Origin of the sequence: Pseudomonas sp. IT-93MI4, assembly GCF_949767635.1 — a bacterium.
GTDB classification, from domain to species: Bacteria; Pseudomonadota; Gammaproteobacteria; order Pseudomonadales; family Pseudomonadaceae; genus Aquipseudomonas; species Aquipseudomonas putida_A.
In genome coordinates this window covers 10,709-36,408 of record NZ_CATKPP010000009.1, presented here as the reverse complement: position 1 = coordinate 36,408, position 25,700 = coordinate 10,709, and the positions used below count along the sequence as shown (strand labels likewise).

Genomic DNA, 25,700 nt, shown 5'->3' with positions numbered 1-25,700 from the left:
ACATCCTTCAAATTTGGCGGCGGCTGAAAGGACGCCTTCGCGAGCAAGCCCGCTCCCACAGGGGAACGCATTCCAAAATGTGGGAGCGGGCTTGCTCGCTAAGGCGCCGGTCCTGCCAACACAAATCTCAGCGCTGCATGCCCCAACGCTTCACCGTCACTCGCTCCAGCGTATCGAACACCAGATTCTCCACCAACAACCCGATCAGGATCACCACCGCCAACCCGGCAAACACCTTGTCGGTGTACAGCTCGTTGCGATTCTGGAAGATGTACCAGCCCAACCCGCCCTTACCACTGGTCGCACCGAACACCAGTTCGGCGGCGATCAGCGTGCGCCAGGCAAACGCCCAGCCAATTTTCAGCCCGGCGAGGATCGACGGCAGCGCTGCCGGGATCAGGATGAACAGCACAAAACGCATGCCCTTCAGCCCGTAATTACGCCCAGCCATACGCAGGGTTTCCGAGACACCGAGAAAACCGGCGTAGGTGTTCAACGCCAGCGCCCACAGCACTGAATGCACCAGCACGAAAATCAGGCTGTTCTGCCCCAGCCCGAACCAGAGCAACGCCAGTGGCAGCAAGGCAATCGCTGGCAGCGGGTTGAACATCGAGGTCAGGGTACTCAGCAGATCGCGACCAAACTGCGTCGACACCGCCAGCGTGGTCAGGGCGAATGCCAGCACGATGCCGATCAGGTAACCCTTGATCAGCACCACCAGCGATATCCACACCTTGCCCAGCAACTCACCACTGAGCAGGCCGTCGTACAGCGCATGACTGGTCTGCAGAAAACCTGGCAGCAGCAGGTCGTTGTTCTGCACCCGGGCGATCACCTCCCAAAGGATCGCCAGCAGAATCAGGATCAGGCTTTTGCGCAGCCAGCCCTGTTGCCACAGGCGTTGGCCCAGCGGCAATTCGCGCTCGAGCGGCACGCTGGTCAGTGGTTCAAGGACCGTTTCAAACTCTTGTCGTACAGACGATGGTTGGCTCATCGGGCAATCCCTCCAGAACGCTCAATAAGCGATACGAATGTCGTTGAAGTCATGGTCACGCTCGGTTTCCGGCGACTGGCCTTCATCGAACAGCAAACGGTGAATGCGCCGCGCCGATTCCTGAAACGCTACGCCGCCGAGGCTTTGCAGATCGTATTGATGGCTGTGCACCTCAGCGCGTACCCGCCCCGGATGTGGCGACAGCAGCAGGATGCGATTGCCGACCACCAGCGCCTCTTCAATCGAGTGCGTAACGAACAGCAAGGTGAAGCGCACCTCCTCCCAGAGCAGCAGCAATTCTTCCTGCATCTTGCGCCGGGTCAGCGCGTCCAGCGCGGCGAACGGCTCATCCATCAGAAGGATTTTCGGCTGCATCGCCAGCGCGCGGGCAATCGCCACCCGCGCCTTCATGCCGCCGGACAAGGTGTGCGGATAGGCGTCGGCGAACGCTGCCAGACCGACCTTTTCCAGATAGTGCAGCGCGCGTTCTTCGGCGTCTTTTTTGTTCAGGGTTCGCGAGGCCAGCAGCGGAAACATCACGTTCTGTTTCACGGTTTTCCACGGCGGCAGTTGATCGAACTCCTGGAACACCACGATCCGGTCCGGACCGGGTCCATCAACCCGCTGACCTTGCAGGCGAATCTCGCCTTCACTCGGTGCAATGAACCCGGCGGCTGCCTTGAGCAACGTCGACTTGCCGCAGCCGGACGGGCCAAGCAGCACGAAGCGATCCGCCGGATCGATTTCGAAACTGACCTGATGCGTGGCGCGCACCACCCGTTGCGGGGTGCGGTATTCGAGGCTGACGTTATCCACCGCCAGCAGCGCTTGCGTACTGGCGATCGGGTTGCTGGCCGCGTGGCCTTGCAAAGGGGCATTCATCTCGATCAGCTCCCTTGCAGCGGTTTGGCGTCCTGGAAGAAGTAGTCCTTCCACGACTCCGGTTTGTTTTTGATCGCACCGACGCGGTAGAGGAATTCGGCCAGTGGGTAAGTATTTTTCGGCGTGACGCTGAATTCGAATTGCGGGTTGTCGATGATCTTCAGCAGCTCGGCGCGGTCGATCTTGGCTTTGGTCACGCGGATGTAGGTGTCCGCCGCCGCGCCCTTATCGTTCTGCGCAAATTGCGCGGCTTCGGTCAGCGCTTCGACGAAGGCTTTGTAGGTTTTCGGGTTGTCGTTGCGGAATTTCTCGGTGGCAAACAGCACCGTCGGCGAGTTCGGGCCGAGAATGTCGTAGGAGTTGAGCACCACGTGCACGTTCGGGTTCTGCAGCGCCTGATCCTGGAACGGCGGGTTGGAGAAATGCCCGGTCAGTTCGGTGCCGCCGGCGATCAGCGCAGCGGTCGCATCCGGGTGCGGCACGGCGATGGTGTACTTGTCGAGGCGATTGAATTCCTTGTCACCCCACTGTTTGGCCGTCGCGTATTGGAGGAAGCGCGACTGCACCGACACGCCCACCGCCGGCACCGCAATGCGGTCCTTCTCGGTGAAATCGGCAATGGTTTTGACCTTGGGATTGTTGCTCACCAGGTAGTACGGGAAGTTGCCGAGCGAGGCCACAGCTTTGACGTTCTGTTTGCCGTGGGTGCGATCCCAGATGGTCAGCAGCGGGCCGACCCCGGCGCCGGCAATGTCGATGGAACCGGACAGCAGCGCATCGTTGACCGCCGCGCCGCCCGAGAGCTGCGTCCAGTCGACCTTGATGTCGATGCCTTGCTGCTTGCCGTACTTCTCGATCAGGCCCTGATCGCGCACCACGTTGAGCAATAAATAGACAATCCCGAACTGTTCGGCGATGCGGATTTCACCTTCGGCGTGGGCCACGGTTGGCGCCACCAGGCTGCCGGCAAGCAGGCTGAAACCCAGGCCGATGGCCGCCGCCAGCGGTGCAAATGGAAGACGTTTGGACATGATCGAATCTCCGGCAAATCAGAAAGGCGCGTCGCCCTGGATGGTCGTGCGATACAGCTTGCGGCGCAGGTGCGCGGGGCAGCCGGCGGCGAGGTGGATCAGCGAACGGTTGTCCCAGAACACCATGTCGTGGGGCTGCCACTGATGGCGGTAGATGTTTTGCGGCAGCACGCTGTGGGCGTAGAGCTCGGCGAGCAGTTGTTTGCTCTCGTCTTCCGGCAGGCCGACGATGCGGGTGGTGAAGCCTTCGCTGACGAACAACGCCTTGCGGCCGTTTTCCGGATGGGTACGGACGATCGGGTGCACCACTTCGGCGACCTGCGCCAGTTGTTCCGGGGTCAGGGTCGGACGCCAGTTGCCTTCGAATTTGGTTTCGCTGTAGCGCGCGGTGTAGGAATGCGCGGCAGAGCGGCCTTCCACGGCTTTGCGCAGCGCCTCGGGCAGGTTGTCCCAGGCTTTGTGCATGTCGGCGAACAGCGTGTCGCCGCCCTCGGACGGCAACTCCTGGGCATGCAGCATCGAGCCGAGACTCGGCAGCTCTTTATAGGAAAGGTCGGAGTGCCAGAACTTGCCGGCGTCGCCCAGACCGATGTTCTGGCCGTTCTCGACGATGTTGGAAACGATGAGGATTTCCGGGTGATTGGCCAGCAGGAACTGCTTGAGTACGTGAATCTGCAACACGCCGAAGCGGCGGCTGAAATCGATCTGCTGTTGCGGGGTGATGCGCTGGTCGCGGAACACCACCACGTGGTGATCCAGGTGCGCACGATGAATGCGCGCGAAGTCCTGATCGTTGACCGGCCGGGTCAGGTCCAGGCCGATGATCTCGGCACCGACGGCACCGCTGAACGGACGAATTTCAAAGGTTTGCGGCGCGGCAGTCGCGGCGCTTGGGGTGGCAGTAGCTGCGGACATCTTTCAATCTCCCACGCACGGCGCGCTCACAGGCGCGCACGTCGATCAGACACTCACGCTGGATTGCGTGTTGGTTCAGGTCGTGCGGCGCGCCGATTGGTCGGCAGGTACGCAGGTGGATGACTTTAAAGCTATAAGAACTGGAAATTAAATACCGTTAATGAATAACGATATGGCGGATGGTGAGGAATGGACTGGATGGTGAGTGACGGTTTGTGTCACTTACTGACAGGAGTGTGTTATTCCCGCTGACGCCTTCGCGAGCAGGCTCGCTCCCACAGGGGTTCGTTGGTGAACACAAAATGAGTGCTTAACAAAGATCCAATGTGGGAGCGAGCCTGCTCGCAAAGAGGCCATCAGCCGCGCTGCAAATCTAACGCTCGTGCAACGCCTCGGCCCGCGCCCGGATGATCGGCTTGAGCAGATAGCTCAACACCGATTTCTTGCCGGTGATGATATCCACCGACGCCACCATCCCCGGAATGATCAGCAGCGGCTTTTCATCAGTGCCCAGGTGGCTGCGCTCGGTGCGCACCTTGATGATGTAGTAGGTGGTTTTCTTGTCTTCGTCGGTGATGGTGTCGGCACCGATCTGCTCCAGTTTGGCTTTCAGCCCGCCATAAATGGTGTAGTCGTACGCGGTGAATTTGACGATCGCTTCCTGCCCCGGATGCAGGAACGCAATGTCCTGCGGACGGATCTTGGCTTCGACCAGCAAGGTGTCATCCAGCGGCACGATTTCCACCATGTCGCTGCCCGGCTGAATAACACCGCCGATGGTGTTGACCAGCAACTTGTTGACGATCCCGCGTACCGGCGAGGTGACCAGCGTCCGGCTGACCCGGTCTTCCAGGGCCTTGCCGGTGGCCTGGGCCTTGTTCAGGTCGGTGCGGGCTTCGTTGAGCTGGGTCAGCGCATCGCTGCGAAATTTGCCGCGAGTCTCGTCGATCTTGCGCTGGACTTCCTTGATTGCCGATTCGGCGCGCGGGATCGCCAACGTGGTGGCGTCGAGCTGACCACGGGTTTCGACTTCGGCACGCTTGAGCCGCAGCACTTCAACAGGTGACACCGCGCCCTGCGCCACCAGCGGCTCGGACATGTTGATTTCCTGACGTTGCAGGCCCAGTTGCTGGCGGTATTGCGCCTGTTTGGAGCTGAACTCGCGCAGCTCTTGCTGACGCTGGATCAACTGCTCCTGCAAACCACCGATCTCGTCGTGCAGTTGCTGACGCCGGCTGATGTACAACGATTCTTCGCTTTTCGCCTGACCCGGCACGGCTTTGAGCACGTCTTCCGGGAAATTCAGCGGACGGTCATCGACCTCGGCGCTCAGACGCTCGACGCGCAGCAGCATAGACAGCCGATCAGCCTCGGTTTCGCCGACGTTGGAAGCAAATCGCGTGTCGTCCAGACGAATCAGCGGTGCGCCGGCCTCGACGATCTGACCTTCCTTGACGAACATTTCCGAGACAATCCCGCCCTCAAGGTTCTGGATTTTCTGGATCTTCGACGACGGAATCGCCTTGCCGTCGCCCTTGGTCACTTCGTCGATCACGGCGAAGTTGGCCCACAGCAGCAGGAACAGGAAGAAGCCGATGATTGCCCAGATGGTCAGGCGCACGACGCGCGGGGCGTCCTCGATCAGCGCCTTGTTGACCTCCGGCAGCGGCTGGCCCTGCAGCGAGGCAGAACCCTTGAAGTAGCGACGGATCGACTCTTTGACACCCGACTTAAGCAACACTGATCTGCCCCTTCTTCAACGCTTCCATCACGGCGGCTTTCGGGCCATCGGCGAGAATCTGTCCACGGTCGACCACCAGCAGGCGGTCGACCAGCGACAGCAGCGAGGCCCGGTGCGTCACCAGCACCACGGTCTTGTTTTCAACCACGGCAGCCAAGCGCTGCTTGAGGCGTTCTTCGCCGGTGTTGTCCATGGCGCTGGTCGGTTCGTCGAGCAGCAGGATCGGCGGGTTGAGCAGCAGCGCCCGCGCCAGTGCGACGTTCTGCCGTTGGCCACCGGACAGGTTCTGCCCGCGCTCGCCGACTTGCAGCTCGTAACCCTGCGGGTGCAGACGGGCGAATTCGTGCACGCCGGCCAGTTCGGCGGCTTGCAGTACCAGCTCGTCTTCTACATAGCGCGCGCCGGAGACCAGGTTGTCACGCAGGGTGCCGGCCAGCAGCTGGATGTCTTGCGGCACGTAGCCGATGTTGTAGCGCAGCTCGCTGACGTCGATCTGGCGGATGTCCACGCCGTCCACCAGCAATGCGCCGTCGTCCGGCTGATACAGGCCCACCAGCAGTTTCGCCAACGAACTCTTGCCCGAACCGCTGCGACCGATGATGCCGATCTTCTCGCCGGGACGAATCACCAGGTTGATGTTCTTCAGCGCCGGGTTCTGTTGCTCCGGGTAGGTGAAGTTCAACTGACGGCACTCGATCGCACCCTGCAACACCTTGCGGCTCAGCGGACGTTCTTCGAAATTGCGCTCCTGCGGCAGCTCCATCATCTGGTCGACGGAAGTCATGGTTACCCGTGCCTGCTGGTAGCGGGTCAACAGACCGGACAGCGACGCCAGCGGGCTGAGCGCACGGCCACTGAGCATGTAGCAGGCAATCAGACCGCCCATGCTCAGGTTGCCGGCGATGATCTGGTACACGCCGAAGACGATCATGATCACCCCGGCCAGTTGCTGGATCAGCAGGGTGATATTCATCGCCAGACCGGAGAGCATTTTCACCCGCAGTTCGAGGCGGCTGAGGGTGCCGATGGTCTGTTCCCACTGGTACTGGCGTTCGCTTTCGGCGTTGTTGACCTTGACTGCATCGAGGCCGGCGAGGGTTTCGATCAGGCTCGACTGACGCTCGGCGCCGAGCGCCATGGTGCGTTCCATGGTCGCTACCAGCGGCTTTTGCAACGCATAGCCGATCAACAGCGCAATCGGGAACGCCAGCACCGGAATCCACACCAGATGCCCGCCGAGAATCGCGATGACGATGAAGATCAGGATGGTGAACGGCAGGTCGATCAGGCTGGTCAGGGTCAGCGAGGCGAGGAAGTCGCGCAGGCTCTGAAACTCATGGATGTTCTGCGCGAAGCTGCCGACCCGCGCCGGGCGGTACTTCATGGCCATGCCGACGATCCGCTCGAACAGCGTCGCGGAGATGATCAGGTCGGTTTTCTTGCCGGCCAGATCCAGGCACAGGCTGCGCAGGCTCTTGAGAATCAGATCGAAAATGTAGGCACCGGTGATGCCCAGCGCCAGCACCCACAGGGTCGCTTCGGCCTGGTTCGGCACCACGCGGTCGTAGACGTTCATCACGAACAGCGGTGCGGCCATGGCGATGATGTTGATCAGGAAACTCGCGGCGATCGCATCGGCATACAGCCAGCGTGAACGCTTGAGGGTGTCGCGAAACCACGAGCGTGCACGCGGGATCAGCGTGCCGTGGTTGACGTCGAATTTGTGCTGCGGCTGGGCGAAGAACACTTTGCCGGTGTAGTCGTCAGCCAGCAGTTCGCGGCTGACCACCGATTCGCCGCCGTCGCTTTCGCTGAGCAGCACCCGGGCTTCGTTGTCACCTTGCCAGCCGAGCAGGACGGCGCTGCGGCCATCCTTGAGTAGCAACAGCGCCGGCATGGCAATCGCCGGAATCTCTTCCAGCTTGCGTTGCAGCACCCGACCCTGCAGCCCGGCGCGAGCCGCTGCGCGGGGCAGCAACTCGACACTCAGGCGTTGTTTGGGCAGCGGCAGGCCAGTGGTCAGCATCGCCGCACTGGCCGGCTTCTGGTGCAACATGCATAGAGCGAGCAAGCCATCCAGTAACGGATCGTCGTGCATCGCGCGCGGATCATGAATGAGTTGAACTCGACTGACTTCTGATTCCACGCTCGGCACTCTTGGCTAACAATTGAACAATGAAGGTTCTGCTCAATTCATACCGGGCAGTTGGACCTTCGGCTTCACATCGTTCTGCACGACGGATGCCAATGGTGCGACCACTCCCTGGCTCTTGAGCAACTCGCCCATGGTCGCCTTGATTCGATACTGAGTAAATAACTGAATGTTCTTGATCTCGGCCAGACGGCGCGAAGCGGTGAACAACTCGTTTTCGCTGTCGAGCAAATCGAGCAGGGTGCGCTCGCCGAGGCTGAACTGACGCTGGTAGGCGGTACGCACGGCGGTGCTGTGATCAACGTACTGCTGCGCGATCGGCACCTGCGCATTGGCGTTGTTCAGGGCGTTCCAGGCCAGGCCCAGTTCTTCGTTCAACTGACGCAGGGCGTTGTTGCGGATGTCCAGTGCCTGGTTCGACAGGTACGACTTGGATTCCAGATCGGCCTTGTTGCTGCCGCCGGAGTACAGGTTGAAGCGCATGCGCAGCATCGCCTGCCACTCGTTGTTGTGGCCGTTCTGACCGTCGAGATCGTTGTCGGCGGTGCGACCCAGCTCGGCGTCGAAACGTGGGTAGAACGTCGACTTGGCGGTTTCGTACTGCTTCTCAGCCGCAGCGATATCGGACTCGGCCGAGCGCAGGATCGGGCTGTTTTCCAGCATCTGCGTACGGGCTTCATTGAGGTTGGCCGGCATCATCGCCATGAACGGTGCCGGGCGCTCCAACTGGTCAGGCATCTGGCCGACGGCACTGAGGAAGTTGGTCTCGGAGTCGGCGAGGTTGGTCTGTTCGGTGATCAGGTTGTTGCGGGCCTGAGCCATCCGCGCTTCAGCCTGATCGAGGTCAGCGCCGCTGCCGACGCCGCGCTGGGTGCGTAGCTGGATCTGATCGTAAATGCGTTGGTGGCTCTTGAGGTTCTCTTCGGCCAGACGCACGAATTCGCGGCGGGTCAGCACGTCCAGGTAAACCTGGGCGACGGTCAGCGCGGTGCGCTCGGAAGTGCCGAGCAGCGAGTAGGCGCGGGAGTTGACGGTGGCTTGTTGACGCCCGACTTCGCTGGATGTGGCAAAACCGTCAAAAACCATTTGCGAGAGACGTAAACTTGACTCGCTGCGGTTCAAAGTTTCCCAGTGGTTGCCGCCACCGTTGGCGCGCGTGGTCACGCTGTCAGTGCCCTCACGGCCATAACCGCCCAGCAGATCGACCTTGGGCAGGTATCCACCTTTGGCTGCCTTTAACTGATAATCCGCGGCCAAACGACTGTTGACCCCCGCCTGGATTTCCGGATGGACATCCAGTGCCTGTTGCATGGCTTCTGGTAAGGATTGTGCTTGGACGAAAGAGGCGGCGAGGGCGAACGGTAGAGCCTTGAACAAGTGCAAACGCATGGTAAAGATTTCCCAGGACTTCTTGTCTTGAATCACAGCAAAACGTGCTGCTGCGTCGGATGATTGGCAACCGGAATGACCGTATGTCGGAAAGTTCAAAATAGGAACTGGATCACACGCTGAGGGACAGGTCGCCGCGGAAATATCAATGTGACATTAGTGGGGCGATTGTTTAGGATGGCACCCAGAAGGTCAATAGTTTGGCATAAAGTTAATAGCGAAAGAATCTAGCCAAATTATTGACGCAGAACAGCGTCAATCTTGATTCGCAAATTTTTAAAGTACGTCCAGACTGAATCGGCGCCAAAGCCATCAGGCTATGGAAGTCAACTGAACGTGACACCCGGAGAGTCTTCAATGAGCAGTGTTGTTGCCATCGTCAAAAGCATTGTCGGTCAGGTATTCGTGGTCTCCCCCGAGGGTGTACGCCGCGTGCTCGTTGAAGGCGATCGCCTGTTCGTCGGCGACCAGATCGATACCGGCCTCTCCGGCGCCGTGTCGCTGGAACTGGCGGATGGCCGCACCCTGGACCTGGGCCGTGAAACCCAGTGGAGCGCCAACGCGCCCGACTCCAGCACTGACCTGGCCGAGGCCACCGCGCAGGCCGCGCCTTCTGTAGCCGAGTTGCAGCAGGCCATCGCCGCCGGTGCCGACCCGACCACCGCCCTTGAAGCCACCGCTGCCGGCGCCACCGCCGCAGGGACTGGCGGCGCAGCGGGCGGCGGCCATAGCTTCGTGATGCTCGACGCCACCGCTGGCCGCGTCGACCCGACCATCGGTTTCCCGACCGCGGGCATCAACTCCGGCGCACAAGCGGCGCAGAACATCACCGGTGGCCAGACAACGGACACCACCACCAACGCCCTGCGTGAATCGACTCTGAGCCTCAGCGCCACGCCGACCATCACCGAAGCCGGCGGCGTGCTGGTGTACACCGCGACCCTGACCCAGGCGCCGCTGACCGACCTGACCATCACCCTGTCCAACGGCTCGGTGATCGTAATTCCGGCCGGCTCCACCACCGGCACCGTCAACGTCCCGCTGGCACCGAACGACACCGTTTATAACGACCCGACCCAGATCAACGTGACCGTCACCGGCACCACCGGCGGCAACGGCATTACCGTGACCCCGCCGACCACCCCGGCGACGACTCAGGTCACCGACACCATCGACACCACCACCGTCACCCTGACTGCTGGCAACAGCGTCACCGAAGGCGGTCAGATCACCTACACCGCGACCCTGACCAACCCGGCACAGACGCCGGTCACCGTCACCCTGTCCAACGGTTCGACCATCACCATCGAAGCCGGCCAGACTACAGGCACCGTCAACGTGCCAACCGCGCCGAATGACGTCTACAACAACGGCAGCACCGTCAGCACCACTATCACCGGTGCCACTGGTGGCAACTTCGAGAATCTGGTACCAAACACGACGCCAGCCGTAACGAACATCGTCGATTCGCGCGATACCACCGGCCTGACCCTCACCGCCACCGGTACCGTGGTCGAAGGTGGCCAGATCACCTACACCGCGACCCTGACCAACCCGGCACAGACCCCGGTCACCGTCACCCTGTCCAACGGTTCGACCATCACCATCGAAGCCGGCCAGACCACTGGCACGGTCAACGTGCCGACCGCGCCGAACGACGTCTACAACAACGGCGGCACCGTCAGCACCACGATTACCGGTGCGACCGGCGGCAACTTCGAGAATCTGGTGCCGAACACCACGCCGGCGACCACCACCGTCACCGACTCCATCGACACCACCAACCTGTCGCTGAGCGCGACCGGCACCGTCGCTGAAGGCGGCTCGATCGTTTACACCGCCACCCTGACCAACCCGGCCGGTACCCCGGTGACCGTGATGTTGAGCAACGGCTCCGTCATCACCATCGACGCCGGCAAAACCACCGGCACTGTGACCGTTCCCGCGCCTGCGGATGACGTCTACAAAGACGCCGGCAAGGTCGAAGTCAGCATCACCGGCACCACCGGCGGCAATTTCGAGAACCTGGTGCCGAGCACCGTTCCGGCTGTTACCGAAGTCACTGACACCATCGATACCTCGACCGTCAAACTGACCGCCGACACGTCGGTCGCTGAAGGCGGCACCGTCACTTACACCGCCACCGTCGGTGCACCTGTGACCGGTTCGCCAGTTGTCGTGACCCTGGCCAACGGTCAGACCATCACCATCGAAGTGGGCAAAACCACCGGCACCGTGACCACCACCGCGCCGAACGATGCGTTGACCGGCAACCCACCGCTGACCAACGCCATCACCAATGTCAGTGGCGGTAACTACGAGAACCTCGTCGCCGATAAAACTCCGGTTTCGACCACCGTTACCGACACCGTCGACACCACCAACCTGTCGCTGAGCGCGACCGGCAGCGTGGCTGAGGGCGGTTCGATCGTTTACACCGCGACGTTGACCAATGCTGCCGGCTCGCCGGTCACCGTGACCCTGAGCAACGGCGCCGTGATCACCATCGAAGCCGGTAAAACCACCGGCACCGTGACGGTTCCGGCGCCTGCGGATGACGTATACAAAGACGCTGGCAAAGTCGAAGTCACCATCAACGGTGCGACCGGCGGCAACTTCGAAAATCTGGTGCCAAGCACTGTCCCTGCGGTCACCGAAGTGACCGATACCATCGACACCTCGACGGTCAAACTGTCCGCTGACACCTCGGTCGCCGAGGGTGGCACCGTCACTTACACCGCGACCGTTGGTGCGCCTGTGACTGGCTCGCCGGTTGTCGTGACTCTGGCCAACGGTCAGTCCATCACCATCGAAGTGGGTAAAACCACTGGCACCGTGACCACCACCGCACCGAACGACGTGCTCAACGGCCAGGCGCCGCTGAGCAACTCGATCACTGGCGTGAGCGGTGGCAACTACGAGAATCTGGTCGCCGACAAGACGCCGGTCAGCACCACCGTGACTGATACCGTCGACACTACCAACCTCTCGCTGAGTGCCACTGGCTCCGTCGCTGAAGGCGGTTCGATTGTCTACACCGCGACCCTGACCAACCCGGCCGGCACCCCGGTGACCGTGACCCTGAGCAATGGCTCCGTCATCACCATCGAGGCCGGTAAGACCACCGGTACCGTGACCGTTCCGGCCCCAGCCGATGACGTCTATAAAGACGCCGGCAAAGTGGAAGTCAGCATCACCGGCACCACGGGTGGCAATTTCGAGAACCTGGTGCCGAGCACCGTTCCAGCTGTCACCGAAGTCACTGACACCATCGATACTTCGACCGTCAAACTGACCGCTGATACCTCGGTGGTCGAGGGCGGCACCGTCACCTACACCGCGACTGTCGGGGCCCCGGTAACCGGTTCGCCAGTGACCGTCACGTTGGCAAACGGCCAGACCATCACCATCGAAGTGGGTAAAACCACCGGCACCGTCACCACCACTGCGCCAAACGATGCATTGAACGGTCACGAGCCACTGACCAACGCGATCACTGACGTGAGCGGCGGCAACTACGAGAATCTTGTAGCGGATAAAACCCCGGTTTCGACCAGCGTCACCGACACCGTCGACACCACCAACCTGTCGCTGACTGCGACCGGCACCGTGGCGGAAGGCGGTTCGATCGTCTACACCGCAACCCTGACCAATCCGGCCGGTACTCCGGTAACCGTGACCCTGAGCAATGGCTCGGTGATCACCATCGAAGCAGGTAAAACCACCGGCACCGTGACCGTTCCGGCGCCAGCCGATGACGTCTACAAAGATGCCGGCAAGGTTGAGGTCAGCATCACCGGAACAACCGGCGGCAATTTCGAGAACCTGGTGCCGAGCACCGTCCCTGCGGTCACTGAAGTGACTGACACCATCGACACCTCGACCGTCAAGCTGACCGCCGATACCTCGGTGGCTGAAGGTGGCACCGTCACCTATACCGCGACCGTTGGCGCACCAGTGACCGGTTCGCCAGTCGTGGTGACCCTGGCCAATGGTCAGAACATCACCATCGAAGTCGGCAAAACCACTGGCACCGTAACCACCACCGCGCCAAATGATGCGTTGAATGGTCATGAGCCGCTGAGCAACTCGATTACCGCCGTAACGGGCGGCAACTACGAAAACCTCGTGGCCGACAAAACCCCTGTCAGCACCACCATCACCGACACCGTCGACACCACCAACCTGACGTTGAGCGCCACCGGTTCCGTCGCTGAAGGCGGTTCGATCGTCTACACCGCGACCTTGACCAATCCAGCGGGCACACCAGTCACCGTGACCCTGAGCAATGGCTCCGTCATCACTATCGAAGCCGGTAAAACTACCGGCACCGTGACCGTTCCAGCACCAGCCGATGACGTTTACAAAGACGCTGGCAAGGTTGAAGTCACGATCAAAGACGCCGCAGGCGGCAATTTCGAGAACCTGGTGCCGAGCACCGTTCCGGCTGTTACCGAAGTTACCGATACCATCGATACGTCGACGGTCAAACTCACCGCCGACACTTCGGTCGCTGAAGGCGGGACTGTCACTTACACCGCCACCGTCGGCGCACCGGTCACCGGTTCGCCAGTCGTGGTGACCTTGGCCAATGGTCAGAACATCACCATCGAAGTGGGCAAAACCACCGGCACCGTGACCACCACCGCGCCAAACGATGCGCTGAACGGTCACGAACCGCTGACCAACTCGATTACCGGCGTCACCGGTGGCAACTACGAAAATCTGGTCGCTGACAAAACTCCGGTTTCGACCACCGTTACCGACACCGTCGACACCACCGACCTGACGTTGAGCGCCACTGGCTCCGTTGCCGAAGGTGGTTCGATCGTTTACACCGCGACCTTGACCAATCCGGCCGGTACGCCGGTGACCGTGACCCTGTCGAACGGCTCGGTGATCACCATTGAAGCGGGTAAAACTACCGGCACCGTGACCGTTCCAGCGCCAGCCGATGACGTCTACAAGGACGCTGGCAAGGTTGAAGTCACGATCAAAGACGCCGCAGGCGGCAATTTCGAGAACCTGGTGCCGAGCACGGTTCCAGCCGTCACCGAAGTCACCGACACCATTGACACCTCGACCGTGAAACTCACGGCCGATACTTCGGTCGCTGAAGGTGGCACCGTCACCTACACCGCTACCGTTGGCGCACCAGTCACCGGCTCGCCTGTGGTCGTGACCCTGGCCAACGGTCAGAACATCACCATCGAAGTCGGCAAAACCACCGGCACCGTGACCACCACTGCGCCAAACGATGCGCTGAACGGTCACGAACCGCTGACCAACTCGATTACCGGCGTCACCGGTGGCAACTACGAAAATCTGGTCGCTGACAAAACCCCGGTCAGCACCACCGTCACTGATACCGTGGACACGACGAATCTGTCGCTCAGCGCCACCAACTCGGTCGCCGAGGGTGGTTCGATCACCTACACCGCGACCCTGACCAACGCTGCCGGCTCGCCAGTCACCGTGACCCTGAGCAACGGCTCGGTGATCACTATCGAAGCCGGTAAAACTACCGGCACCGTGACCGTTCCAGCGCCTGCCGATGACGTCTACAAAGATGCCGGCAAAGTCGAAGTCACCATCAACGGTGCAACCGGCGGCAACTTCGAGAACCTCGTTCCGAGCACTGTTCCGGCAGTGACTGAAGTCACTGACACCATCGACACCACGTCGGTGAAACTGACCGCAACCGAGTCCGCTGCTGAAGGTGGCACCGTCACCTACACCGCCACTGTCGGTGCTCCGGTAACCGGCTCGCCTGTGGTCGTGACCCTGGCCAACGGTCAGAACATCACCATCGAAGTCGGCAAGACCACCGGCACCGTGACCACCACCGCACCGAACGATGCGTTGAACGGTCATGCGCCGCTGACTAACGCCATCACCGACGTGAGCGGCGGCAACTACGAGAATCTGGTTGCCGACAAAACCCCGGTCAGCACCACCGTGACCGATACCGTCGACACCACCAACCTGTCGCTGAGCGCGACCGGTACCGTGGCTGAGGGCGGTTCGATCGTTTACACCGCGACGTTGACCAATGCTGCCGGCTCGCCGGTCACCGTGACCCTGAGCAACGGCGCCGTGATCACCATCGACGCGGGTAAAACCACCGGCACCGTGACCGTTCCAGCACCTGCCGATGACGTCTACAAAGACGCCGGCAAGGTCGAAGTCACGATCAAGGATGCTGCGGGCGGCAACTTCGAGAACCTGGTGCCGAGCACCGTTCCAGCCGTTACCGAAGTCACCGACACCATCGATACCTCGACCGTGAAGCTGACCGCCGATACTTCGGTGGCTGAAGGCGGCACTGTCACTTACACCGCGACTGTTGGCGCTCCAGTGACTGGCGCACCTGTTGTTGTGACCCTGGCCAACGGTCAGACCATCACCATCGACATCGGCAAGACCACCGGCACCGTGACGACCACCGCTCCGAACGATGCGCTGAACGGTCATGAGCCGCTGAACAACTCGATCACCAATGTCAGCGGCGGCAACTACGAAAACCTCGTCGCCGACAAAACGCCGGTCAGCACCACCGTGACCGACACCGTCGACACCACCAACCTGTCGCTGAGCGCGACCCCGGCGGTGAACGAAGGCGGGCAGATCACCTACACCGCCACCCTGACCAACGCCGCCGGCACTCCGGTGACCGTGACCTTGAGCAATGGCGCGGTGATCACCATCGACGCCGGCAAAACTACCGGCACCGTGACCGTCGATGCGCCGAAGGATGACGTCTACAAGGACGCCGGCACCGTTGAAGCGACCATCAAGGGCGCGACCGGTGGCGACTTCGAAAACCTGGTGACCAGCAACACTCCGGCGGTGACCACCGTCAACGACACCATCGACACCTCCACCGTGTCGTTGACCGCCACCGCCAACGTCGCCGAAGGCGAGACCGTGGTCTACACCGCGAGCGTGACCGCACCGGTAACCGGCTCGCCAGTTGTGGTCACTCTGTCCAACGGCCAGACCATCACCATCGCCGTCGGTGAGACCACCGGCAGCGTGAATTTCGTTGCGCCGAACAGCCCATTGGCGGGCGGCAGCTCGCTGAGCGTCGCCATCGACAAGGTTGCCGGCGGCAACTATGAGAACCTGGTGGCCGACAAGACACCGGCGAACACCTCGGTGTCGGACACCGTCGACACCACCAACCTGAACCTGACCGCCAGCGACTCGGTGGCCGAGGGTGGTTCGATTGTTTACACCGCGACCCTGACCAATCCGGCCGGGACGCCGGTGACCGTGACCCTGTCCAACGGCGCGGTGATCACCATCGAAGCCGGTAAAACGTCGGGCACCGTAACCGTTCCAGCTCCGGCTGACGACGTGTACAAAGACGCGGGTAAAGTCGAAGCAACCATTTCCAGCGCTACCGGTGGCAACTTCGAGAACCTGGTGCCTAGCACCGTTCCGGCCGTCACCAACGTGACCGACACCATCGATACCACCACGGTCAAACTGACCGCGACCGAATCGGCTGCGGAAGGTGGCACCGTCACTTACACCGCGACTGTCGGTGCGCCAGTGACTGGCTCGCCGGTCGTGGTGACCTTGGCCAACGGTCAGAACATCACCATCGAAGTGGGTAAAACCACTGGCACCGTGACTACCACTGCGCCGAACGATGCGTTGACCGGCCACGCGCCGCTGACCAACGCCATCACCGACGTGAGCGGCGGTAACTACGAAAACCTCGTGGCGGATAAAACGCCGGTGTCGACCAATGTCACCGACACCGTCGACACCACCAATCTGTCGCTCAGTGCGACCGGCACCGTGGCCGAGGGTGGCTCGATCGTCTACACCGCAACCCTGACCAACGCCGCTGGTTCGCCAGTCACCGTGACCCTGTCCAACGGCGCGGTGATCACCATCGAGGCCGGTAAAACCTCTGGCACCGTGACCGTTCCGGCGCCAGCCGATGACGTGTACAAAGATGCCGGCAAAGTCGAAGCGACCATCTCCAGCGCTACCGGTGGCAACTTTGAAAATCTGGTACCGAGCACTGTGCCGGCCGTCACCAACGTTACCGACACCATCGACACCACCACGGTCAAACTGACGGCGACTGAATCCGCTGCGGAAGGTGGCACCGTCACCTACACCGCCACCGTCGGTGCTCCGGTAACCGGCTCGCCTGTGGTCGTAACCTTGGCCAACGGTCAGAACATCACCATCGAAGTCGGCAAGACCACCGGTACGGTCACCACCACCGCACCGAACGATGCGTTAACCGGTCATGCTCCTCTGACCAACGCGATCACCGGCGTGACTGGCGGTAACTACGAGAATCTGGTGGCCGACAAAACGCCAGTCAGCACCACCGTGACTGACACCGTCGACACCACCAACCTGTCGCTCAGCGCTACCAATTCGGTCGCCGAGGGCGGTTCGATCGTTTACACAGCAACCCTGACCAACGCCGCTGGCTCGCCAGTTACCGTGACGCTGAGCAACGGCGCTGTCATCACCATCGAGGCCGGCAAAACCACCGGCACCGTGACTGTTCCAGCTCCGGCGGACGACGTCTACAAAGACGCGGGCAAAGTCGAAGCAACCATTTCCACCGCCACCGGTGGCAACTTCGAAAACCTGGTGCCAAGTACCGTGCCGGCTGTCACCGAAGTCACCGACACGATCGACACCTCGACCGTCAAACTGACTGCCGATACCTCAGTGGCCGAAGGCGGCACCGTCACCTATACCGCAACCGTCGGCGCGCCAGTGACCGGTTCGCCTGTGGTCGTGACCTTGGCAAACGGTCAAAACATCACCATTGAGGTGGGTAAAACCACTGGCACCGTGACTACCACTGCGCCTAATGATGCATTGACCGGTCATGCTCCTCTGACCAACGCGATCACCGACGTCACCGGTGGCAATTACGAAAACCTCGTGGCTGACAAAACCCCGGTCAGCACTAACGTCACCGACACCGTCGACACCACCAACCTGTCGCTGTCCGCGACCGGTACCGTGGCCGAAGGTGGCTCGATCGTTTACACCGCGACCCTGACCAACGCCGCTGGCTCGCCAGTCACCGTGACGTTGAGCAACGGCGCCGTGATCACCATCGAGGCTGGCAAAACCACCGGCACCGTGACCGTTCCAGCTCCGGCTGACGACGTGTACAAGGACACGGGTAAAGTCGAAGCAACCATTTCCAGCGCTACCGGTGGCAACTTCGAGAACCTGGTACCGAGCACCGTGCCGGCTGTGACTCAGGTCACCGACACCATCGATACCACCACGGTCAAGCTGACCGCGACCGATACTGCTGCGGAAGGTGGCACCGTCACTTACACCGCCACTGTCGGTGCGCCTGTGACCGGTTCGCCGGTCGTTGTGACACTGGCCAACGGTCAGAGCATCACTATCGAAGTGGGTAAAACCACCGGCACCGTAACCACCATCGCACCGAACGATGCGCTGACCGGTCATGCGCCTTTGACCAACGCGATCACCAATGTGAGCGGCGGTAACTACGAAAACCTGGTCGCCGACAAAGCGCCGGTCAGCACAACCGTTACCGACACTGTCGACACCACCAACCTGTCGCTGAGCGCAACCAACTCGGTCGCCGAGGGTGGTTCGATCATCTACACCGCGACCCTGACCAATGCGGCTGGCTCGCCAGTCACCGTGACTCTGTCGAACGGCGCCGTGATCACCATCGAAGCCGGTAAAACCACTGGCACCGTGACCGTTCCGGCACCTGCCGATGACGTGTACAAAGACGCCGGCACCGTTCAGGCAACGATCACCAACGCTACCGGTGGCAACTTCGAAAACCTGGTACCGAGCACCATGCCGGCTGTGACTCAGGTCGCCGACACCATCGACACCACCACGGTCAAACTGACCGCGACCGAGTCTGCGGCTGAGGGTGGCACCGTCACCTACACCGCAACCGTCGGTGCACCGGTAACTGGTTCGCCGGTGACCGTCACTCTGGCCAACGGTCAGAACATCACTATCGAAGTGGGTAAAACCACCGGCACCGTCACTACCACCGCACCGAACGATGCGCTGACCGGCCACGCGCCGCTGACCAACGCGATCACCAACGTCAGCGGTGGCAACTACGAAAACCTCGTTGCCGACAAGACCCCGGTCAATACCACGGTTACCGATACCGTCGACACCACCAACCTGTCGCTGTCCGCGACCGGTACCGTGGCCGAAGGCGGCTCGATCGTTTACACCGCGACGCTGACCAACGCTGCCGGTTCGCCGGTTACCGTGACGTTGAGCAACGGCGCCGTGATCACCATCGACGCGGGCAAAACCACCGGCACCGTGACCGTTCCGGCTCCAGCGGATGACGTCTACAAAGACGCCGGCACCGTTGAGGCCACGATCAAGACCGCGACTGGCGGCAATTTCGAAAACCTGGTGACCAGCAACACCCCGGCCGTGACCAGCGTCACCGACACCATCGACACCACCACGGTCAAACTGACCGCGACCGAGTCTGCTGCTGAAGGTGGTACCGTCACCTACACCGCGACCGTTGGTGCACCGGTAACCGGTTCGCCAGTGACCGTGACTCTGGCCAACGGCCAGAACATCACCATCGAAGTCGGCAAAACCACCGGCACCGTGACCACCACCGCACCGAACGACGTGTTGACCGGTCATGCGCCACTGACCAACGCCATCACCAACGTCAGCGGCGGCAACTACGAGAACCTCGTCGCCGACAAGACTCCGGTCAGCACCACCGTGACCGACACCATCGACACCACCAACCTGTCCCTGAGCGCGACCGGCACCGTGGCCGAGGGTGGCTCGATTGTTTACACCGCAACGCTGACCAACGCCGCTGGTTCGCCAGTGACCGTGACGCTGAGCAACGGTGCAGTCATCACCATCGACGCCGGTAAAACCACCGGTACCGTCACCGTCCCTGCCCCGGCCGACGACGTCTACAAAGACGCCGGCACTGTTCAGGCAACGATCAAAACCGCGACCGGTGGCAGCTTCGAGAACCTGGTACCAAGCACCACGCCAGCAGTGACCAACGTCACCGACACCATCGATACCACTGGCGTGAAACTCACCGCCACGGGCACCGTGGCCGAAGGTGGCACAGTCACTTACACCGCTACCGTTGGTGCGCCAGTTACCGGCTCGCCTGTCATCGTGACCCTGGCCAACGGTCAGACCATCACCATCGACATCGGCAAAACCACCGGCACCGTGACCAGCATCGCACCGAACGATGCGCTGACCGGCCACGCGCCGTTGACCAACTCGATCACTAACGTGAACGGCGGCAACTACGAAAACCTTGTGGCCGACAAGACCCCGGTCAGCACCACCGTGACCGACACTGTCGACACCACCAACCTGTCCCTGAGCGCCACTAATACGGTCGCCGAGGGCGGTTCGATCATTTACACCGCCACCCTGACCAACGCCGCGGGTTCGCCAGTGACCGTGACCCTGAGCAACGGCGCAGTGATCACCATCGACGCCGGTAAAACCACTGGCACCGTGACCGTTCCTGCCCCGGCTGATGACGTCTACAAAGACGCCGGCACCGTGCAGGCAACCATCACCAATGCCAGCGGCGGCAACTTCGAAAACCTGGTACCAAGCACCGTACCGGCGGTGACCAGCGTCACCGATACCATCGACACCACTACCGTGAAGTTGTCTGCCACCGGTACAGCGGCTGAAGGCGGCAACGTCGTCTACACCGCCACCGTCGGCGCGCCAGTCACTGGTTCGCCAGTCGTGGTGACTCTGTCCAATGGCCAGACCATCACCATCGACATCGGCAAAACCACCGGCACCGTAACCACCACCGCACCGAACGATGCGCTGACCGGTCACGCGCCGTTGACCAACGCAATCACCAACGTGAGCGGCGGCAACTACGAAAACCTGGTGGCCGACAAAACCCCGGTCAGCACCACCGTGACCGACACCGTCGACACCACCAATCTGTCGTTGTCCGCGACCGGCACCGTGGCCGAAGGTGGCTCGATCGTTTACACCGCGACCCTGACCAACGCCGCGGGTTCCCCAGTGACCGTAACGTTGAGCAACGGCGCCGTGATCACCATCGACGCCGGCAAAACCACCGGCACCGTGACCGTTCCTGCCCCAGCCGACGACGTCTACAAAGACGCCGGCACCGTGCAGGCGACCATCAAGTCGGCGACAGGTGGCAGCTTCGAAAACCTGGTGCCAAGCACCACGCCAGCCGTAACCAGCGTCACCGACACCATCGACACCACTGGCGTGAAACTTACCGCCACTGGCACCGTGGCCGAGGGTGGCACTGTCACCTACACCGCCACTGTCGGCGCTCCGGTCACCGGTTCGCCAGTGACCGTAAGCCTGTCCAACGGCCAGACCATCACCATCGACATCGGCAAAACCACCGGCACCGTGACCACCACTGCGCCGAACGACGTGTTGACCGGCCACGCACCGTTGACCAATGCGATCACCAACGTCAGCGGCGGCAACTACGAAAACCTCGTAGCCGACAAAACCCCGGTCAGCACCACCGTGACCGACACTGTCGACACCACCAGCCTGTCGCTGAGCGCGACCCCGGCGGTGAACGAGGGCGGCCAGATCACCTACACCGCAACCCTGAGCAACGCTGCCGGTTCCCCGGTAACCGTGACCCTGAGCAACGGCTCGGTGATCACCATCGACGCCGGCAAAACCACTGGCACCGTGACCGTTCCGGCTCCGGCTGACGACGTCTACAAAGACGCCGGCAGCGTGCAGGCGACCATCACCAACGCCAGCGGTGGCAACTTCGAGAACCTGGTACCGAGCACGACACCGGCCGTGACCAACGTCGCCGATACCATCGACACCACCACCGTCAGCATCACCGGCAGCACCTCGGTGACCGAAGGCCAGACCGCCAGCTACACCGTCAGCCTGACGCACCCGGCGCAAACCGACGTGACCCTGAAGATCGTCTACAGCGGCACCGCTGCCGACGGTTCGGACTTCACTGGCGTGTACACCGTGAAGATCCCGGCGGGCGCCAGCAGCGCGCAGTTCAACGTCGCGACCATCGATGACAAGATCACCGAAGGCACCGAGAACTTCGTGGTCAAGATCGACTCGGCCACCGGCGGCAACTTCGAGAACCTGGCCGTCAGCAGCACCAACGGCAGCGTCAGCACCTCGATCATCGATAACGATGCGCCACCGGTCATCGACCTGGATGCCAACAACTCCAGCGGCGCCACCGGTGCCGACTACAAGGTGACGTTCACCGAAAACACCCCGGGCGCCGGCGTGTCGATTGCCGACACTGACCTGACGATCACCGACCCGGACAGCACGATGCTGACCGGCGCGACCATCGTGCTGACCAACCGTCAGGACGGCGACGCGCTGAACCTCGGCAACAGCGTCAACGGCATCACGATCAATGCCAACAGCACCAATGGCACCGTGACCCTGACCTTGTCGGGTAACGCGACGCTCGCCGACTACATGCAGGCCATCAAAAACATCACCTTCACCAACAGCAGTGAAGACCCGAGCACCGTGCCGCGGATCATCACCGTGACCGTGACCGATGGCGGCAACTACTCCAACACCGCGACCACCACGGTCAACGTGGTGGCGGTCAACGATGCGCCAGTTGCGGCTCCGGTCAACGTCACCGGCACCGAAGACACCCCGCTGATCCTCGGCTGGTCGACCTTCGGCGTGACCGACGTCGACAGTCCGGCCAGCAGCCTGGGCATCAAAATCACCCAGCTGCCGGGCGAAGGCAAACTGCAGTATCTGGACGGTTCGACCTGGAAAGACGTCGCCAACAACCAGACCTTCAGCAAGGCTGACATCGACGCTGGCAAATTGCGCTTCATGCCGGATGCCAACGAGTCGGGGGTCAACGGTTACGGCGGCACCGGTATGGGCAACAACCAGGCCGACTACGCACAGATCAAGTTCCAGCCAACCGACGGCCAACTGCTGGGCAACACCGGCACCGTGAAGATCGACATCACGCCAGTGGCGGATGCGCCGACCGTGAGCGTGGCCGACAACAGCGTGAAGTCCACCGGGCTGGTCAAGGAAGTCTGGACCGGCCTGTCGGGCCTGGGCACCAGCGGCAACGGCGCTGACTCGACCACGTTGAAAAACGTGATCGACGGCGCCGGCACCCCGAACTCCAGCACCAACGTGAATAACGTGCAGTCCGACGGCAGCGTAACCGCCGGTACCGCGTCGAAGACCTCGGGCCTGATCTATCTGGAAGCCGGCAAGACCTACAGCTTCAGCGGCGTGGCTGACGACAGCCTGCTGATCACCATTGGCGGCAAGAGCGTGGCGTCGGGTACCTGGGGCGCGGGCGGTGCGATCAGCGGTTCGTTCACCCCGACCACCAGCGGCTACTACACCCTGGACATCTACCACCACAACCAGAGCGGCCCGGGCAGCTATGACGTGAACCTGTCGGTCAACGGCAGCACGCCAATCGACCTGAGCAGCGCCGGCGTGCCGATCTACACCGGGGTGCAGGATCTGGTGAATTCCGGTGTGACTGTCTCCGATCTGCACGGCACAAACGGCGAAGGCTATTACGACGGCTACAAGCTCAACACCGGCGCCGAAGGCACCACGGTGAAACTGTCGGCGATCAACACCGCGCTGACCGACACCGACGGCTCGGAAACCCTGAGCGTGAAGATCAGCGGCGCGCCGGTCGGCTCGGTTCTCTCCGACGGCAACGGTCACACCTTCACAGTCACCGCGAGCAACGGCGAAGCCAACGTCACCGGCTGGAACCTGGGCAGCCTGACCGTAACCCCGCCGACCTACTACAACGGCCAGTTCAACCTGACCGTGACCTCGACCTCCACTGAAATGGTCGGCGGTTCGGCCAGCAGCACCGCTACGATTCCGGTCACCGTGGTGCCCGCGGTGTACAACGCGGTGGTTGGTACCTCTGGCGACGACACCTTCAACGGTACCGATGGCAACGACATCATGGTCGCCGACATCGGTGGTCTGACCGTGGTGCCGGGCACCAACTACAACATCGCGTTCATGGTCGACAGCTCGGGCAGCATGAGCACCTCGTCGATCAACGCGGCCAAGGACTCGCTGACATCGGTGTTCAACACCCTCAAGCAGAGCCTGGGCGGCAGCAACTCGGGCACGGTGAACATCTTCCTGGCGGACTTCGATACCCAGGTCAACAAGTCGGTGTCGGTGAACCTCAACGACCCGAACGCGCTGACCAAGCTCAAAGCCGTGCTCGACTCGATGGCGTCCGGCGGCGGCACCAACTACGAGGACGTGTTCAAGACCACGGCCAACTTCTTCCAGAGCACGGAAGCGCTGGCCAACACCGGGGCGAAGAACCTCACCTACTTCATCACCGACGGCCAGCCGACCTACTACCAGAGCGGCGAGCAGACCAACCCGACGCTGTACGGCAACGTGAAGTTCGACAGTGTGGTGACAACCAGCAACTACAAGCTGGGCGATACCTTCAGCACGTACATCGACAACACGCATTACCTGAGCATCACCGCCAGCGGTTATGCCCAGTTGCAGACCTACACTGGCCGTGGCTGGACCACCACCAACCTGGGCACGGTTCACGCTCAGGGTGATGGTACCTATGAGCTGTCGAGCCTGGCGGGCAGCGGCAGCAGCACCAGCTCGGCCACCACAGACAACTCGACCAGCAGCTTCGCCTTGCTCAGCGGCCTTTCGAATGTCGAAGCCATCGGTATCAACAGCGGTGTCAGCCTCAACGACCTGAAACCGTATGACTCGGATCACTCGCCGCAGACCAACATCGATCCGAAGGATCTGGCCAACTCGATCATCGGCCACACCGAAGCGACGATGCCGGGCAACGACACCGTCAGCGGTGGCGACGGCAACGACATCCTGTTCGGCGACCTGGTGAGCTTCAACGGCATTGCCGGCGAGGGTTATCAGGCGATGCAGGCGTTCGTGGCGCAGCAGACCGGGGTCGACGTCAGCAAGGTCACCACCAGCAACGTGCACCAGTACATCACCGAGCACTATCAGGCGTTCGATGTGTCCGGCGCACATGACGGCAACGACACGCTGCTGGGTGGCGCAGGCAATGACATCCTGTTCGGCTCGGGCGGCAACGACCTGCTCGACGGCGGCAAGGGCAATGACATCCTGCTCGGCGGCACCGGCAACGACACGCTGATCGGTGGCCAGGGCAACGATATCCTGATCGGTGGTTCCGGTGCCGACACCTTCGTCTGGAAAGCAGGCGACACCGGCAATGACGTGATCAAGGACTTCAACGCCAACGAAGGTGACCGCATCGACCTGCGCGATCTGTTGCAGGGTGAAACCGGCAGCACCATCGACAACTTCCTGAAGATCACCACGGTTGATGGCACGTCGTCGCTGCAAGTCAGCTCGGCGGGCAAGTTCAACTCCGGCGACGCGGCAGCCGCCACGCCGGACGTGACGATCAAACTGGAAGGTAACAACTGGTCGAGCGCCAACATTCACAACCTGATTGCCGGCAGCGATCCGACCATCAAGGTCGACCACAACAACAGCTGATGC

The 25,700-nt window shown here is 61.7% G+C and carries 8 protein-coding genes; 1 reads left to right on the top strand and 7 read right to left on the bottom strand.

The window, feature by feature from the left end; genetic code table 11:
• Window positions 1–127: 127 nt before the first annotated feature.
• From ACM6I7_RS06500 to ACM6I7_RS06470, 7 genes are all read right to left on the bottom strand, one after another.
• Complete coding sequence (locus ACM6I7_RS06500) at window positions 128–994, bottom strand: ABC transporter permease (RefSeq protein WP_095137828.1); 867 nt, start codon at window positions 992–994, stop codon at window positions 128–130.
• Window positions 995–1,015: 21 nt separating this feature from the next.
• A complete protein-coding gene (locus tag ACM6I7_RS06495; protein ID WP_047601068.1) occupies window positions 1,016–1,876 on the bottom strand; it encodes an ABC transporter ATP-binding protein in 861 nt (286 codons plus the stop codon).
• 5 nt (window positions 1,877–1,881) lie between these two features.
• Window positions 1,882–2,907, bottom strand: coding sequence for an ABC transporter substrate-binding protein (locus ACM6I7_RS06490; RefSeq protein WP_103367796.1), 1,026 nt, complete (start codon window positions 2,905–2,907; stop codon window positions 1,882–1,884).
• An 18-nt stretch (window positions 2,908–2,925) separates the two neighbouring features.
• Entirely contained in the window at window positions 2,926–3,822 is an 897-nt protein-coding gene (locus ACM6I7_RS06485; RefSeq protein ID WP_097086774.1) for a TauD/TfdA dioxygenase family protein, read from the bottom strand.
• A gap of 373 nt (window positions 3,823–4,195) precedes the next feature.
• On the bottom strand, window positions 4,196–5,563 hold the full coding sequence (locus ACM6I7_RS06480) for an HlyD family type I secretion periplasmic adaptor subunit (RefSeq protein ID WP_096796933.1): 1,368 nt from the start codon (window positions 5,561–5,563) through the stop codon (window positions 4,196–4,198).
• On the bottom strand, window positions 5,553–7,709 hold the full coding sequence (locus ACM6I7_RS06475) for a type I secretion system permease/ATPase (RefSeq protein WP_027611114.1): 2,157 nt from the start codon (window positions 7,707–7,709) through the stop codon (window positions 5,553–5,555). Before ACM6I7_RS06475 ends, ACM6I7_RS06480 begins: the two co-directional genes overlap by 11 nt.
• Before the next feature lie 42 nt (window positions 7,710–7,751).
• On the bottom strand, window positions 7,752–9,104 hold the full coding sequence (locus tag ACM6I7_RS06470) for a TolC family outer membrane protein (protein ID WP_007961502.1): 1,353 nt from the start codon (window positions 9,102–9,104) through the stop codon (window positions 7,752–7,754).
• Between the two features lie 357 nt (window positions 9,105–9,461).
• Here ACM6I7_RS06470 and ACM6I7_RS06465 point away from each other — a divergent pair, with 357 nt between their 5' ends.
• Window positions 9,462–25,697, top strand: coding sequence for a LapA family giant adhesin (locus ACM6I7_RS06465; RefSeq protein WP_414888187.1), 16,236 nt, complete (start codon window positions 9,462–9,464; stop codon window positions 25,695–25,697).
• Window positions 25,698–25,700: the final 3 nt, after the last annotated feature.

Bases quoted from the DNA above. Each gene is read 5' to 3' on its own strand.
- ACM6I7_RS06500 (WP_095137828.1), bottom strand. From the start codon at position 994: ATGAGCCAACCATCGTCTGTACGACAAGAGTTTGAAACGGTCCTTGAA.
- ACM6I7_RS06495 (WP_047601068.1), bottom strand. From the start codon at position 1,876: ATGAATGCCCCTTTGCAAGGCCACGCGGCCAGCAACCCGATCGCCAGT.
- ACM6I7_RS06490 (WP_103367796.1), bottom strand. From the start codon at position 2,907: ATGTCCAAACGTCTTCCATTTGCACCGCTGGCGGCGGCCATCGGCCTG.
- ACM6I7_RS06485 (WP_097086774.1), bottom strand. From the start codon at position 3,822: ATGTCCGCAGCTACTGCCACCCCAAGCGCCGCGACTGCCGCGCCGCAA.
- ACM6I7_RS06470 (WP_007961502.1), bottom strand. From the start codon at position 9,104: ATGCGTTTGCACTTGTTCAAGGCTCTACCGTTCGCCCTCGCCGCCTCT.
- ACM6I7_RS06465 (WP_414888187.1), top strand. From the start codon at position 9,462: ATGAGCAGTGTTGTTGCCATCGTCAAAAGCATTGTCGGTCAGGTATTC.